Below are 13,215 nucleotides of genomic sequence, written 5' to 3' on the forward strand. Positions count from 1 at the left end.
TGTCCGGATTTTTGAGGGCGGATTGTAGCGTATGTGCTTGAGGCGAGGTGCGCGGTCTGCTGGCAAACCGCTACTACTCGCTTGCACCAGAAACCCCAAGCATTCCACCATTCAATCTAGCGTCCGCCTTTCTCGTTTCGGTGCATGATTTTCCTCCATCCCCACCCGGGGCATCGACCAACGAAGGAGGACACCATGCAGACGATCCAGGACATCATGACCCCAGACGTGCAGACGATTTCGCCGCAGGAAAGCGTGCGCCGGGCGGCGCAGCTGATGGATGAATTGAACGTGGGGTCGATCCCCGTATGCGACGGCGACCGCCTGGTCGGCATGATCACCGACCGCGACATCACCGTGCGCTCCACCGCCGCCGGCCAGGCCCCGGACCAGACCTGCGTGGCCGACGTGATGAGCACCGACGTGCGCACCTGCTTCAGCAACCAGCAGGTCGACGAAGTGCTCGGCCAGATGGGCGACGTGCAGATCCGCCGCGTGCCGGTCATCGACGAGCAGTCGCACCAGCTGGTCGGCATCGTTTCGCTCGGCGACATCGCAACCAAGCACTCGGCCAAGGTCGACGCCACGCTGGACGAAATCTCGACGCCGTCCGAGCCGGACCGCTCGGTGACGCGCCACTAGGCACGCCACTAGGCACGCCACACCGCACCTGCTTGCCGCAGGTGCGGTGCCGCTTCTTTACTCCGCGTCCGGCTGGCGCGATGGATGCGCCGCTTTGAAGGCCGGCAGGTCGGTACACAGCGCATTGATGCGCGCGATGTTCGGGAAGGGCTTCAGATCGATATCGAAACGCTGCGCATTGAACACCTGCGGCACCAGGTAGCAATCGGCGATGGTCGGGCGGTCGCCGTGGCAGAACGGGCCCGCGCCCGGGTCGCGCGCCAGGTGCGCCTCGAGCGACTGGAAGCCTTCGATCACCCAGTGGCGGTACCACTCGGTCTTGGCCTGCTCCGACAAGCCCAGCTGCTTCACCAGGTAGCTCAGCACGCGCAGGTTGTTGATCGGGTGGATGTCGCAGCCGATGATCTGCGCCAGCTCGCGCACGCGTGCACGGCCCGGCGCGTCCTTCGGCAGCAGCGGCACCGTGGGATGCGCTTCCTCGAGGTACTCGATGATCGCCATCGACTGGGTCAAGGTGATCCAGTCGTCCTGGAAGGCCGGCAACAGGCCGCTCGGATTGATCCGGCGGTAGTCTTCCTGGTGCTGCTCGCCACCACCCTTCAACAGATGCACAGGCACCGCCTGGTAGGACAAGCCCTTCAGATTCAGCGCGATCCGGACCCGGTACGCGGCCGAGCTGCGGAAGTAGGTATAGAGCTTCATCGATGCCTCCAGTGGTAAGGCGCAACTTCTTGATCGATGGCGCCGAAAATGCTGGCGCCGCTGGCGTCGAGCATTTCGATGCGTACGGTGTCGCCGTAGCGCAGGAACGGCGTCTGCGGGGCGCCCTGCTCGATGGTTTCATACATGCGTACTTCGGCCAGGCAGCAGTAGCCGACACCGCCGTTCTCGACGCTCGAACCGTGCAGGCTGCCCTGCTTGTTCGACACGGTGCCCGAGCCGATGATGCTGCCGGCGCCCAGCTCGCGGGTCTTGGCCGCGTGGGCCACCAGCTGGGCGAAGCTGAAGGTCATGTCCTCGCCCGCGTTCGGACGGCCGAACGGCGCTTCGTTGAGCGTCACCAGCAGCGGCAGGCACAGCTTGCTGTCGCGCCAGGCGTCGCCCAGCTCGTCGGGCGTGACCGCCACCGGCGAGAAGGCGCTGGCCGGCTTGGACTGGAAGAAGCCGAAGCCCTTGGCCAGCTCGTTCGGGATCAGGTTGCGCAGCGAGACGTCGTTGACCAGCATCACCAGGCGAATGGCGGCGGCCGCCTGCTCCGGCGTGGCGCCCATCGGCACGTCGCCGGTGACCACCGCTACTTCGGCTTCCAGGTCCACGCCCCAGTCCTCGGACTGGACCATGATCGGGTCGTTCGGACCGACGAAGGAATCCGAGCCGCCCTGGTACATCAGCGGGTCGGTATAGAACGACGCCGGAACGTCGGCGTTGCGCGCCTGGCGCACCAGCTCGACGTGGTTGATGTAGGCGGAACCGTCGGCCCATTGATAGGCGCGCGGCAGCGGCGAATGGCATTCTTCCTCCAGGAAGGACTCGGCCTTCTCGGCGGTGCCGGCATTGAGCTTGTCGTAGACTTTCTGGAGCTCGGGCGCGATGCGGTCCCAGTCGTCGAGCGCGCATTGCAGGGTGCGGGCGATCTTCGGAACGGCCTGGCAGGTGACGAGATCGCGGCTGACGACGACCAGAGTGCCGTCGCGGCCGCCCGTTTTGAGGGTGGCGAGTTTCATGGTGTTTCCTTCGCTAAAACTTTGTTCTTCGCCATTACAAATCAAAACGTACTATCATACAAACAGTATTTTCCGCCCGATTTATCGGAATATCTTATGAATCCTAGCCTGCGCCAGATGCGCGCCTTCGTCGCCGTCGCCAAGACAGGCCACTTTACGCTTGCTGCTGAGTACTTGCACATTACTCAATCAGCCTTGTCCGGTTTGATCAAGGAACTGGAGCAGACCCTTGGCACACGCTTGGTCGACCGCAGCACCCGCAAGATTGCCCTCACCGATATCGGCCGCGAGTTGTACCCGCTATTTAGCCAGATGATTGATGACTTGGACGGTGCGCTGGCTAACGTGGCGGATCACACGCGGCTCAAAAAAGGCATCGTGCGCATCGCCGCGCCGCAGCTGATGTCGTGCACGGTGCTGCCGGAAGCGATCGCCGCCTACCGCGCGCGGCATCCCGACATCCAGGTGCGCCTCGCCGACACGGCGGTCGAAAGCGTGATCGCGCGCACGCTGTCGGGGGAGGCGGATTTCGGCATCGGCCCGGAACGCGATCCGGCGCCGACCCTGCACGCGCGCCAGCTGTTCGAGATGCCGTTCGCGCTCGTGTTCCCCAAGGGCCACGAGCTGGAACGGCAAGAGCGCGTAACCTGGCACGACTTGTCGCGCTACCCCTTCATTTCCCTGCAAGGCCAGTTCACCGAGCGCCTGCTGGACGATATGCATGCCTCGCTGCGCGAAGTGCCGGCCAAGCCGGCCCACGAAGTCACCTTCATGACCACCGCGCTGGCGATGGTGAGCGCGGGCCTGGGCGTAACGGTCTGCCTGCCCTACGCCGAGCCGCTCGCGACGCTCTATGGCCTCGTGATGCGTCCGCTCGAAGCGCCGCAGCTGACGCGGCGCTTCTTCGTCTACACGCGTCCCGGGCGCTCGCTCTCGCCGGCGGCGGAGAGCTTCATCGACTTCCTGTTCGAGCATGTCGAGGATATGGTTGCGGAGGTGTCTGTGCGCCAGAGCCCGGCGCGTTAGAATGACTATTGTTAGCAAACTGAGCGCTACTCGCCCTCCTCCACGATGTCCCACGACACCATCGCGATCAACCAGCGCATGGACAAGTTCGACAGCCACGACAGCGTCTGGCTGTTCGGCTACGGTTCGCTGATCTTCAAGGCCGACTTTCCTTTCCTCGACCGCCGTCCCGCCGCGATTCGCGGCTGGTCGCGCCGTTTCTGGCAGGGTTCGCACGACCATCGCGGCACCGAGACCGCGCCTGGCCGCGTGGTGACCCTGGTGCCGGAACCAGGAGCGCATTGCGACGGCATGGCCTACCTGGTCACGCCGGAGGAATTCGCCCACCTCGACTACCGCGAAAAGAACGGCTACCTGCGCCTGGCGACGGATATGCATTTCGACGACGGTTCCACCGTCGAGGGGATCGTCTATATCGCCACGCACGAGAACGCGGCCTACCTGGGGCCGGCGCCGGAACGCGACATCGCACGCCAGATCGCGCTGGCGCGCGGACCGAGTGGACCGAACAGTGAATACCTGCTGCACCTGGCGCAGGCGCTGCGCGAGATGGGCAAGGTCGATGCGCATGTGTTCGAGATTGAACACCATCTGGCGGCATTCGGAGTACGTCTTGGCGGCCCGAGTGTTGCTGGCTAACTTCTCGCCGCTGTCTTCGAAACCGTCGCCCCGGCGTAGGCCGGGGCCCAAGTTTGCATGCATACCGACTGCGCGACGAACTTGGGCACCGGCCGTCGCCGGTGCGACGGTTTTACGGTTAACGATGAATTCGTACTCAGCGCGGAGCCAATCCCATTTGCTCCAAACGCAACAGGATCTCGGCGGATGCCGACCAGCGCCAGCCATTCCTCGGAACGCGGCCCCAGTCCCTTCATGTCGCGCAGGCGCATGGTCACTTTAACGTTGCCAGGACCTGCATCACGCGCGCCGCGCGCTGCTCGACCGTCCCCGTGAGGACCGTATAGGCGATGCCGCGCGCATCGAGGTCCTCCAGCACCAGCCGCTGGATGCGCGTACGCCACGCCGCATTCTCGCGCACGCCCGGCTCTTCCTCGTAAGGGATATCGTCGGCGCACACGAAATGGTGCAGATAGCGCGTGCGGCACGCGTCCGCATAGCGCAGCAGCGCGGGCGGCACGGGCTCGGCGACTTGGCCGAAGCAGAGACCAAGCAGCAGGGTCGTCAGCGCGTTGGTGTCGACGAACACATAAGGTCCCAGGGCGCGGGCGACGGCCGCGTCTTCGGCATCACGATGGCGCTCGGCGATCTCGACGTAGTCGGCCGCATCCAACTGCCCCTGCTTTTCTTCCCAGATGAAGCGCCCGACCTCGGGTACAAACTCAGCGCCGCATTGCCGCGCCAGGTGCAGCGCCAGGGTCGACTTGCCGGTCGACTCGGCGCCGACGAACGCCACCATCCTGCTGCCTTGCTGCGCTTCCATGCCTGCTTCCATCCGAGACTCATGTGGACCACCATCCTAGCCGATGCGGCCGGCTTGCTCAACTGGACGGCGCAATCCGTTCCAGCTTCAGGTGCAGCGATGTAGCTGGACGCAAGGTGACGTTCAGGACAGGCTGCGGCGGCGCCATTCCTTCCGGCACGGACAAGGTGAAGCGCTGCAGGATCATAGCCGCGATCACCGTCATCTCCGTCAGCGCCAGGTGCTGGCCGAGGCAGACGCGCGGCCCCGCGCCGAAAGGCATGAAGGTCCCGCGCGGCGCGCTTGCCGCCTCCTCGATGAAGCGCTCCGGCCGGAAACAGTCCGGCTCAGGAAACCAGCGCGGGTCGCGCTGCATCAGGCCGAGCGGCACGGTCAGGATGGTACGCGCCGGCAGCGTCCAGCCACCGAGACGCACCGGCTTGATCGCGCGGCGGCTCATCAGGATCGGCGCGGCCGGGTACAGGCGCAGGGTTTCCTGCAGCGTGCGGTCCAGGTAATCCAGTGCAGGCAAGTCCTCGAGCGTCGGCGCGCGGCCGTCCAGGACCATCTGCACTTCGCGGCGCGCCTCGGCCTGGGCCTGAGGATTGGCGGCCATGCACCAGGCCCACCAGCTCAGGGTAGCGGCGGTGGTCTCGTGGCCGGCCAGGAAGGCCGTCATGCATTCGTCGCGCACGGCATCGAGCGGCCAGGCGCCGCTGTCCGCGCGGTGCAGTTGGAGCAGGCGGGTCAACAGATCGCCTGGCCAGGCCTCGATGGACATGGCCAGGCGCGCGTCGATCTGGCGGTCGATCAAGGCCTTCAGCGCGGCGATGTTGCGGCGCTTCTCGCGCTTCCAGGGCATCCAGTCGGGCCAGCTGGCCGGCCAGAACATCTCCTGGTTGGCGTTCACGCTCAGCATGTGGATGGCGCCCTCGGCCAGCCTTGCGTCGTCGCCGATCTCGCTCGAGAACATCATGCGCATGATGACCTCCATGGCCAGCGCCGTCAGCGCGCTCTCGACCGGCATCGCGGCGCCGCCGGCGGGCCAGCGCTCCAGCGCCTGCGCCGTTGCCGCGGCGATCGCCGGCGCGAAAGCCTTGACCGCTTTCGGCGCGAACGCCGGTTGCAGGGCCTGGCGCTTGGCGTGCCAGCGCACTCCCTCCTCGACCAGCACGCTGCGTCCATGCAGCTGCGAGAAAATCCGGATGCCGCGCTCCCAGCGTATGTGGGCGTCGTGCTGGTTCACCAGCAGTTCGCGCACGAGCTGGGGATCGCTGACGATGACCTGGTGCTCCGGCCAGATGCGCAGGTGCACCACGTCGCCGTAGGCCTTGCGCCACGCGTCGAGGGCGCCGGGCATGTCGCGCGCCATGCGCGCCAGCAAGCTCCAGCCGGTGAGGCCGACGCGCGGGCCGGGCGGCCACACGCCGGGCGGATGAAGGACCGGAGCAGGCGGCATGCCGTCCGCATGAAAAGGGCAGCGGGAAGAGGTAGGCGTTGTCATGAGGGCGATTTTCACGCTGCATGAAAGCGCCGTCTTGAATCCAAACGACATCGACAGACGTGAGGAAGCTTTTTATACTTTGACATCATGAAGCTCGATCGCCAGTCCATCGTCCCGTCCTGCCCCAGCCGCCTCGCGCGTGCGCCGCGCGTGCCAGGGCCGGACGGTCCGCGCGACCGGCTGAGCCTTGCCCCGCCCGCGCTGCAAGGGGCGCTGGTGGCCCTGGTCAGCCGCGACACCTCGCACCTGGTGCTCGACGATGCGCAGCGGCTGTCGCACTTCCCGGCCTCGCCGCTGGTGACCTTGTCGTGGTATCACGGCGTCGATATGGGCCTGGTCGACGCGCGCGGCTGGCAGGCTTTCGGCGCCCGTGTCGTCGTCTCGGGCAGCCAGTCGCATCCAACCGTCAGCTGGGCGCCGACCACCGGCCGCGGCTACATGGCCTGTTTCGCGCCGGATGTGGCGCAGCAGTTGTTCGGGCTGGATCCGGCCACGATCCAGGACCGTTTCGTACCGGCGCAGGCGGTGATGGATCCCGAATGGACGCCATTCTTCGACGCGCTGCTGGGCGCCGCCGACGACGCGGCGGTCATGGCGGTACTGACGGCTTTCCTGGGCGAGCGCTGGCGCATTGCCCAGGGACGCGCGTCGACCCGGCCTTCGCTGCGCCAGTTCGGACGACATTGGGTGGAGCAGCTGGCCTGGCGAGCGCACGAGTGGCGACGCACGGCCGGCACGCGCCAGGTGGAGCGGCGCATTAAATCCTTCAGCGGCCGGTCGCTGCGCCAGTGGCAGGCGATCACCCGCACCGAGGGATTGTTCTTCGCGGCGCGCGAGCGCTACGAGCAGGGACGCAGCTTCGACTGGGCCACGCTGGCGCAGGACGAAGGCTTCGCCGACCAGGCGCATATGAGCCGGGCCGCCAAGCAGATTACGGGATTCGCGCCGACCGAGTTCGCACAGCGATTTATCGAGGACGAGTCGTTCTGGATCTATCGGCTGTGGATTTGAGGCCGCGCCTCAGGGCTGCGGTTTGCGCTGGAAAATCCGGTCCGGGCGCAGCAGGATCATGAATCCAGCAATGATGCCGAAGACGACAGGTATGTCGTCACAGGCAAAAATGCCGTTCACCACCAAAAACCATACCGCCACGGCGGCGATCCCCGCCGACAGGCCAATTCTTTCAATCCACCGCATTCACACCCCTGCTACCGAAACACCACGCCTGGACGATCTTGTTTTCGTTATTCGCCAGTTAAGAGATGCGTATTCTGACAGTAATTCATGTCTAAAAATCCTCAGATCGTCACATCTTGAACAGATAAGTTCACCGAAGCGGGTCAACTCCTGGGCGCAGGCAGTTGTTGCTCAAGTACTAACGTGCTACGCTGCCTTCCGATGCCGCCCGAAGAGCGGCCGATACGACACTCGAGGAGACCAGGATGTGGAAACAAACTCTGCTCGGCGCATTGCTGCTGTGCTCGCTGGGCCAGGCTGCGGCCCAGCATGACGGGGCGCCGATGCCCCAATACGATAGCGTGCTGGCCAGCTCGCTCGGCGCGGACGAACGGGGTATGCGTCCCTACGTGTTCGTGATCCTCAAGACCGGGCCCAACAAGGTGCCGGAAGGCGCCGAACGCACCAAGATGTTCCAGGGCCACTTCGCCAACATGGCAAGGCTGGCCGCGGAGAAGAAACTGGTCCTGGCCGGCCCGCTCGACGGCGTCGACGGCCGCCGCGGCATTTTCGTGTTTGCCACGCCGGATATCGATGAAGCGAAAAAAATGGTGGCGACCGATCCGGTGATCGTCAATGGCGAGATGGTGGCCGAGTATCACAAGCTGTACGGTTCCGCGGCACTGATGATGGTGAACGACGTGCACAACAAGATCCGCAAGAAGTAGCCGCGACGCTGACTGCCCCGTTGCCAAGCACGGCGGGTTGCGACTGAGGCTTTGCGAGAAGTCCGTTATCGGCCCGAACGGACTGAAACTGAACCCGCAAATTAATCCATGGTCAAGGACGGCCGTTGCACAACAAATGAGCGCACCTTTAGGTCAAGCTTAATTTCATGACATGATGTTTGCTGTATTCATCGGTATCTGGCTAACGATTTCCTTGGCCATCTACAGCTTGCTGTGGATGGGATTCGAACGCCGGTTTGGAATACTTGGGACTTCCTTATTTAATCTGGGCTCGTCCGTCATCTTGAGTCCCGGATTAGTAAGCGGTGGGCACGGTGCATTTCCTTTTCCAGGAGGCGCCATCGTTCTACTCGGTGGCACCGGCGACAGCTCAGAAGCTTTTCCTTCTTTTAATCTCACGATGTGGATGCTGACTTTCCTGATTTTTTCGGCGTTCAGCTGGTATTCAAAAAGGTCGGATTCGGCCGACTAGTTTGTGCAACGTCAGCATTGTCCGCATTGCCAGCTACATTTTCGCCTTCCGCGGCAGAATCGTTGACCGATAAAAGCACTGAGGCCTTCTTCGGGTCGCTAACGGATGCATCTATCCGGCGTCCCCTACCGTTCCGGGCCAACATCAGGCCGCGTCAAAACAAATCCAGCTGCCCCGTCGCGTTACCGTTCTGCTTGCCCGGCGTCGGCGGCACGATCAGCGGTCGCCGGAACTGCGAGGTGTCGAGCCTGCCAAAGCGTCCACGCAACTCGGTCATGCCCAGCCGTTCGACGGTCTTGTAGAAACGCTGGCGTATCAGATCCGCCCACACGCCCTCCCCCTGCATGCGCTTGGAGAAATCGCTGTCGTAATCCTTCCCTCCCCGCATGTCGCGGATGCGGTTCATCACACGCTGGGCGCGGTCGGAGAAATGCGCCTGCAGCCATTCCTGGAACAGCGGATTGACCTCGTGCGGCAAGCGCAGCACCACGTAATGCGCACCGGTCGCGCCCGCATTGAACGCGGCTTCGAGAATGCGTTCGATCTCCGGCTCGGTCACAAAAGGAATGATGGGCGCCACGCTCACGCTGACCGGAATGCCTGCCTCGCTCAGGGTCCGGATGGTGCGCAGGCGCCGCTCCGGCGCAGCCGCGCGGGGTTCAAGGGTGCGGGCAATGCGCGGATCGAGCGTGGTGAGGGTCACCGCCGCGCAGGCCAGGCGCTGCTCGGCCATCGGCGCCAGCAGATCGATGTCGCGCTCCATCAGCGAGGATTTGCTGATCAGGCCCACCGGGTGGCGGCACTCGTACAACACTTCCAGCACGCGGCGCGTGATCTTCAGCTCCCGTTCGCAGGGCTGGTAGGCGTCCGTGTTGACGCCGAGGGCGATGTTCTCCGGCACATAGCCCGGCCGGGCCAGTTCGCGCCGCAGCAGGTCGGGCGCATTGACCTTGGCGAACAGGCGGCTTTCGAAGTCCAGCCCCGGCGACAGGCCGAGGTAGCTGTGCGTCGGCCGCGCGAAGCAATAAATGCAGCCGTGCTCGCAGCCACGATAGGGATTGAGCGAGACATTGAAGGGAATGTCCGGCGAGGTGTTGCGCGTGAGGATGCTCTTTGCGTATTCATCGGTGACGACCGTCTTCACCGGCGAGGCCTCGCCGTCTTCCTCGTCCCAGCCGTCGTCGAAATGCTCACGGCCATTGACCTCGTAGCGCCCCTGCAGGTTGGACACCGCACCGCGTCCCTTGCGCGCAGCAGGCGGCAGCGGCCCGAGCATCGGCTGCTCGTCCACGGGTTCTCTCCGGATCGGCGGTTTGGGGTCGGACACGGCTGGCTCCATACTGTATATTTATACAGTATGTTACGCCGTTCTCAGGCTCGACTCAAGTGCGGGTCGTAGGCGGCCTGTTGCTGCACAAAGCCGCCGAATGCGTCCAGCAGCGCCTGGTAACGCCCTGCATCGCCTTCCAGTTGCCCAAGAGCCAGCGCTGCCGCCTCCAGGCTCGACAGCTGGTGCGGCGCATGCGCCTTGCGGATGCGGTAATTCGACGGCGCCACGTCCATCAGGGCCAGCCGCGGCAGGCGCTGCAAGACGGGATTCAGGTAGAGCATCTTGCGGCTCTTGCGCCAGGTGGCATCCAGCACCACCAGGCGCACTTGCGCGGCCGGCAAGGCTTGCCAGGCGGGCGGCGCCGGCAGCAGCGGGTCATTGGCGGTGTCCGGATACAGCAGCACCGGCGTGCGCGCATCCGCATGCAGCAGCGCGTCGAGCTGCGCGGCATCGAAGGCCTCGCCGACCGCCAGCGCGCTGCCGGCCACGCTCAGGTGCAGCAGGCGCGCGCTGTTCTTGGCGTTGTGGACTTCCAGCGGATGCTGCAGCACCAGCAAAGCGGCCTGAGTATGCACCGGCGCGATCCAGCGGCAGATGCAGGCGGAGGCGGGGCGCAGGCAGGCGGCGCAGGTCGGGCGTTTGACGGCAGGCTGGTTCATGGGGCGGCGGTATAAGGCCGCGATTGTAGCGCAGACACGTGTTCAGGGCACCGGCGTCCAGCCGCCTCCCAGCGCCCGGTACAGATCGACGTGGGCCGCCAGCAAGCTGGCGCGCAGCTGCAGCACGCTCAGGTCGGCGTTGAAGGCGTTGCGCTGCGCGTCCAGCTCTTCCAGGTAAGACGCGTAGCCGTTGGCGTAGCGGTTGTGCGCGACCCGCAGCACCTCGTTGGCGGCCACGCGCCGCTTTTCCGCTTCCTCCAGCTGGCGCCGCAGTCCCTGCATGCCGGCCAGCGCGTTCTCGGTTTCGGCGAAGGCGGTGCGCACCACGTTCTCGTAGGCATAGACAGCGCGGTCGCGCGCGGTACCCGCGATCTCGGCCTGGGCGCGCAGGCGGCCCGCATCGAAGATCGGGGCCAGCACGCTGCCGCCGATGCTCCACAAGTCCACCGGCGATTGCAGCAGGCCCGGCAAGGTGCGCCCTGCCACGCCAAGCGAGGCATTCAGGCGGATCGCGGGCAGCAGCTGGTCGCGCGCGGCGGCCAGGCCGGCGTCGGCGGCGGCCACCAGCTGTTCGGCCTGGGCGATGTCGGGACGGCGCCGCAGCAGTTCCGATGGCAGGCCGGGGCCAGGAACAGGCATGCGCAGCGCCGCCAGTCCCGCGCCGCGCGCCACCAGTCCCGGGCTCGCGCCCAGCAGCAGGTTCAGGGCCTGTTCCTGCTGGGCGATCGCGCGCTCCAGCTGGGGAACGGCGCCGGCGGTGGCGTGCAGCTCGGCCTCGGCCTGCGACATCTCCAGGCGCGAGCTGTAGCCGACGTCGAACTGGTGCCGGGCCAGCGCGAACGAACGCTCGCGTGAGGCCAGGGTGGCGCGGGCCAGCGCCAGCTGGGCGTCCAGGCCCAGCAGATTGAGGTAGCCCGACGCGGTGCTGGCCGCCACCGCCAGCGCCGCCGAGTCCAGCGCGGCCTGCTGCGACTGGGCCTCGAAACGCGCCGCCTGGGTGGTAGAGGCGAGGCGTCCGAACAGGTCGAGTTCATAGCTGGCCTGCGCGCTGCCCACCAGCGACGTCGATTCCACCGGCTCGCCGAAGGGACCGATGGCGCGCGCCCGCGTCGGCGCGAAAGCCAGGTTCAGTGCCGGCAGGCGCGCGCTGTCCGCCACCCGCACCCGCGCCTGGTATTCCTGCAGGCGGCTGCGCGCGATCTTCAGGTCGCCGTTGCTGTCGAGCGCGCGGCGCACCAGCGCATCGAGGGCCGGGTCGCCGAAGGCGCGCCACCAGTCACGCTCCACGCTGGCGGATGCGGCGGGCGCCTGCGTGCGCCAGGCTTGCGGCAGGTCCAGGGACGATACGGGCGCCGGCTGCGGCGCCATCGCGCAGGCCGCTAGCAGCACCGGCGCCAGCGCCAGGCAGGAATAGCGCAGCTTCATCGCGCTTCCTTTGCCGCGGAAGCGGTATCGATGGTCGCCACCACCGACATGCCGGGGCGCAGCCGCTGCGCGAGCGGCTGGTTGGCGTCGATGCTGATGCGCACCGGGATGCGCTGGGCGATCTTGACGAAGTTGCCGGTGGCGTTGTCGGGCGCGATCACCGCGAATTCCGAGCCGGTGGCCGGCGAGATGCGCTCCACATGGCCGCGAAGCTGCGCATCGTTGAGCGCGTCGACCGTGAAGCTGACCGGCTGCCCAAGGCGCACGTCGGCCATCTGCGTTTCCTTCATGTTGGCGATCACCCACAGCTGCTTCGGCACCAGGGCGGTGAGCTGGGCGCCGGCGTTCACGAAGGCGCCCTGGCGCACCGCCACCTGCCCCAGCTGGCCGTCGCGCGGCGCAAGGATGCGGGTGTTGGCCAGGTCGATCTCGGCCAGCTTGACGGCCGCCTCGGCGCTCGCCACCGCCGCCTCCAGCGAACCGCGATTGACGTCGACCGAGCGCTGGTTCTGGCGCGCGATCTCCAGCGCCGCCCTGGCCTGGTCGCGCGCGGCAAGCGCCTGCGCCTGGGCCGCGCGCGCCTGGTCGCGCTCGCGCGCCGACAGAGAGCCGTCCTGCGCCAGTTCCTCGACCCGGCGCAGGTCGGCCTGGGCCTTTTTCGCCTGGGCCTCGCTCGACGCCAGGGCCGCCCTGCCCTGTTCGATGCTGGCCTGGGCGCTGCCGCGCGTCTGCGCATAGTTTTCCAGCGCCGCGCGGCGGTTGGCCAGCTCGGCGCGCGCTTGCGCCAGGCGCTGGGACGGAATGCGGTCGTCGATGCGCATCAGGACTTCGCCCTGGCGCACCTGCTGGAAGTCCTGCACCAGCACCTCGACCACGTAGCCGGACAGCTGCGGACTGATGATGGTCACCTGGCCCCGCACGAGCGCGTTCTCGGTACTCTGCAAGGCGCTGCGGAAAGGCGGCAGGCGCCAGGCATAGAGCACCAGCAGGACGCCGACCAGCGCGACGGCGCCGAAGATGAGCGCGCTGAGCAGGATCTTGCGCGGCGGCCGGGCCGCCGTGGAGGGAGTGGTGGAAGGTTCTGGCAT

The 13,215-nt window shown here is 66.1% G+C and carries 14 protein-coding genes; 5 read left to right on the forward strand and 9 right to left on the reverse strand.

Going from position 1 to position 13,215, the window contains the following annotated elements:
* Positions 1 to 195 precede the first annotated feature (195 nt).
* On the forward strand, positions 196 to 642 hold the full coding sequence (locus J8847_RS15500) for a CBS domain-containing protein (RefSeq protein WP_211525617.1): 447 nt from the start codon (positions 196 to 198) through the stop codon (positions 640 to 642).
* 57 nt (positions 643 to 699) lie between these two features.
* Here J8847_RS15500 and maiA read toward each other — a convergent pair whose 3' ends face one another.
* Positions 700 to 1,344, reverse strand: coding sequence for a maleylacetoacetate isomerase (gene maiA / locus J8847_RS15505; protein ID WP_211525618.1), 645 nt, complete (start codon positions 1,342 to 1,344; stop codon positions 700 to 702).
* Positions 1,341 to 2,366: a fumarylacetoacetate hydrolase family protein gene (locus J8847_RS15510; protein ID WP_211525619.1), complete on the reverse strand. Its 1,026-nt coding sequence runs from the start codon at positions 2,364 to 2,366 to the stop codon at positions 1,341 to 1,343. The genes maiA and J8847_RS15510 overlap by 4 nt, the downstream gene beginning before the upstream one ends.
* 96 nt (positions 2,367 to 2,462) lie before the next feature.
* On the opposite strand from J8847_RS15510, the gene J8847_RS15515 reads away from it, so the two are divergent.
* Complete coding sequence (locus tag J8847_RS15515; protein ID WP_211525620.1) at positions 2,463 to 3,392, forward strand: LysR family transcriptional regulator; 930 nt, start codon at positions 2,463 to 2,465, stop codon at positions 3,390 to 3,392.
* Between the two features lie 45 nt (positions 3,393 to 3,437).
* Complete coding sequence (locus tag J8847_RS15520; RefSeq protein ID WP_211525621.1) at positions 3,438 to 4,031, forward strand: gamma-glutamylcyclotransferase; 594 nt, start codon at positions 3,438 to 3,440, stop codon at positions 4,029 to 4,031.
* A gap of 253 nt (positions 4,032 to 4,284) precedes the next feature.
* On the opposite strand, the gene J8847_RS15525 is transcribed toward J8847_RS15520, so the two are convergent.
* On the reverse strand, positions 4,285 to 4,833 hold the full coding sequence (locus J8847_RS15525; RefSeq protein WP_211525622.1) for an AAA family ATPase: 549 nt from the start codon (positions 4,831 to 4,833) through the stop codon (positions 4,285 to 4,287).
* A 58-nt stretch (positions 4,834 to 4,891) separates the two neighbouring features.
* Positions 4,892 to 6,316 (reverse strand): cytochrome P450, encoded by a 1,425-nt coding sequence (locus tag J8847_RS15530; protein WP_211525623.1) that lies wholly within the window; start codon positions 6,314 to 6,316, stop codon positions 4,892 to 4,894.
* A 150-nt stretch (positions 6,317 to 6,466) separates the two neighbouring features.
* On the opposite strand from J8847_RS15530, the gene J8847_RS15535 reads away from it, so the two are divergent.
* Positions 6,467 to 7,327 carry an AraC family transcriptional regulator gene (locus J8847_RS15535; protein ID WP_373888800.1) on the forward strand — a complete coding sequence of 287 codons (861 nt, stop codon included), beginning with the start codon at positions 6,467 to 6,469 and terminating at the stop codon, positions 7,325 to 7,327.
* 9 nt (positions 7,328 to 7,336) lie between these two features.
* On the opposite strand, the gene J8847_RS15540 is transcribed toward J8847_RS15535, so the two are convergent.
* Positions 7,337 to 7,513 (reverse strand): hypothetical protein, encoded by a 177-nt coding sequence (locus J8847_RS15540; RefSeq protein WP_211525625.1) that lies wholly within the window; start codon positions 7,511 to 7,513, stop codon positions 7,337 to 7,339.
* Between the two features lie 245 nt (positions 7,514 to 7,758).
* Between J8847_RS15540 and J8847_RS15545 the strand changes: the two genes are divergently transcribed.
* The gene (locus J8847_RS15545; RefSeq protein WP_211525626.1) at positions 7,759 to 8,220 is read left to right on the forward strand and encodes a YciI family protein; all 462 of its coding nucleotides are present in this window, start codon (positions 7,759 to 7,761) and stop codon (positions 8,218 to 8,220) included.
* Positions 8,221 to 8,867: 647 nt separating this feature from the next.
* Here the strand turns inward: J8847_RS15545 and J8847_RS15550 are convergent.
* From J8847_RS15550 to J8847_RS15565, 4 genes are all read right to left on the reverse strand, one after another.
* The gene (locus J8847_RS15550) at positions 8,868 to 9,989 is read right to left on the reverse strand and encodes a PA0069 family radical SAM protein (RefSeq protein WP_211525667.1); all 1,122 of its coding nucleotides are present in this window, start codon (positions 9,987 to 9,989) and stop codon (positions 8,868 to 8,870) included.
* 95 nt (positions 9,990 to 10,084) lie between these two features.
* Positions 10,085 to 10,702 (reverse strand): tRNA-uridine aminocarboxypropyltransferase, encoded by a 618-nt coding sequence (locus J8847_RS15555; protein WP_211525627.1) that lies wholly within the window; start codon positions 10,700 to 10,702, stop codon positions 10,085 to 10,087.
* Positions 10,703 to 10,744: 42 nt separating this feature from the next.
* Entirely contained in the window at positions 10,745 to 12,127 is a 1,383-nt protein-coding gene (locus J8847_RS15560; protein ID WP_211525628.1) for an efflux transporter outer membrane subunit, read from the reverse strand.
* Entirely contained in the window at positions 12,124 to 13,215 is a 1,092-nt protein-coding gene (locus J8847_RS15565; protein ID WP_211525629.1) for an HlyD family secretion protein, read from the reverse strand. Before J8847_RS15565 ends, J8847_RS15560 begins: the two co-directional genes overlap by 4 nt.

It is taken from the genome of Massilia sp. AB1, assembly GCF_018119385.1.
In the GTDB taxonomy this organism is placed as follows: domain Bacteria; phylum Pseudomonadota; class Gammaproteobacteria; order Burkholderiales; family Burkholderiaceae_D; genus Telluria.

Bases quoted from the DNA above. Each gene is read 5' to 3' on its own strand.
- J8847_RS15500 (WP_211525617.1), top strand. From the start codon at position 196: ATGCAGACGATCCAGGACATCATGACCCCAGACGTGCAGACGATTTCG.
- maiA (WP_211525618.1), bottom strand. From the start codon at position 1,344: ATGAAGCTCTATACCTACTTCCGCAGCTCGGCCGCGTACCGGGTCCGG.
- J8847_RS15510 (WP_211525619.1), bottom strand. From the start codon at position 2,366: ATGAAACTCGCCACCCTCAAAACGGGCGGCCGCGACGGCACTCTGGTC.
- J8847_RS15515 (WP_211525620.1), top strand. From the start codon at position 2,463: ATGAATCCTAGCCTGCGCCAGATGCGCGCCTTCGTCGCCGTCGCCAAG.
- J8847_RS15520 (WP_211525621.1), top strand. From the start codon at position 3,438: ATGTCCCACGACACCATCGCGATCAACCAGCGCATGGACAAGTTCGAC.
- J8847_RS15525 (WP_211525622.1), bottom strand. From the start codon at position 4,833: ATGGAAGCGCAGCAAGGCAGCAGGATGGTGGCGTTCGTCGGCGCCGAG.
- J8847_RS15530 (WP_211525623.1), bottom strand. From the start codon at position 6,316: ATGACAACGCCTACCTCTTCCCGCTGCCCTTTTCATGCGGACGGCATG.
- J8847_RS15540 (WP_211525625.1), bottom strand. From the start codon at position 7,513: ATGCGGTGGATTGAAAGAATTGGCCTGTCGGCGGGGATCGCCGCCGTG.
- J8847_RS15545 (WP_211525626.1), top strand. From the start codon at position 7,759: ATGTGGAAACAAACTCTGCTCGGCGCATTGCTGCTGTGCTCGCTGGGC.
- J8847_RS15550 (WP_211525667.1), bottom strand. From the start codon at position 9,989: ATGCTCGGGCCGCTGCCGCCTGCTGCGCGCAAGGGACGCGGTGCGGTG.
- J8847_RS15555 (WP_211525627.1), bottom strand. From the start codon at position 10,702: ATGAACCAGCCTGCCGTCAAACGCCCGACCTGCGCCGCCTGCCTGCGC.
- J8847_RS15560 (WP_211525628.1), bottom strand. From the start codon at position 12,127: ATGAAGCTGCGCTATTCCTGCCTGGCGCTGGCGCCGGTGCTGCTAGCG.
- J8847_RS15565 (WP_211525629.1), bottom strand. From the start codon at position 13,215: ATGCCAGAACCTTCCACCACTCCCTCCACGGCGGCCCGGCCGCCGCGC.